The sequence below is a fragment of the Methylobacterium sp. AC690 genome (genome assembly GCF_979256535.1).
The window spans coordinates 1-229 of record NZ_CEEDOX010000163.1 but is presented as its reverse complement, the minus strand read 5'-3'; the positions used below and the strand labels follow the sequence as shown (position 1 = coordinate 229).

1 protein-coding gene is annotated in these 229 nt (G+C 66.4%); it reads right to left on the bottom strand.

The genetic code is table 11. The features are described from left to right. Window positions 1-202, bottom strand: a 202-nt coding sequence (locus AC0IY1_RS25720) for a VCBS domain-containing protein (protein ID WP_471773398.1), incomplete at its 3' end; no start/stop codon positions are given. Between the last annotated feature and the right edge of the window lie 27 nt (window positions 203-229).

Here is a 229-nt window from a genome sequence, read left to right as displayed (position 1 = left end):
CCACCGTCCCAGCCTTGAAGGCAGCTTGACCGACATCCGAATCGGCGATCGGCAGGTCGCCGCTGGCCGTCAGCACCGAGTCCTCCTTCAACAGACCGCTGCTCGTCCCGCTGATCACAGCCGCCTCGTTCGTGCCGCGCACCAGGATCTTCAGGGCCGCTGCGGTTCCGTCGAAGCTCTTGACCTGCAGGCTGTCGGTCACGGCATCCGACGCGCCCAGGGACTGAAC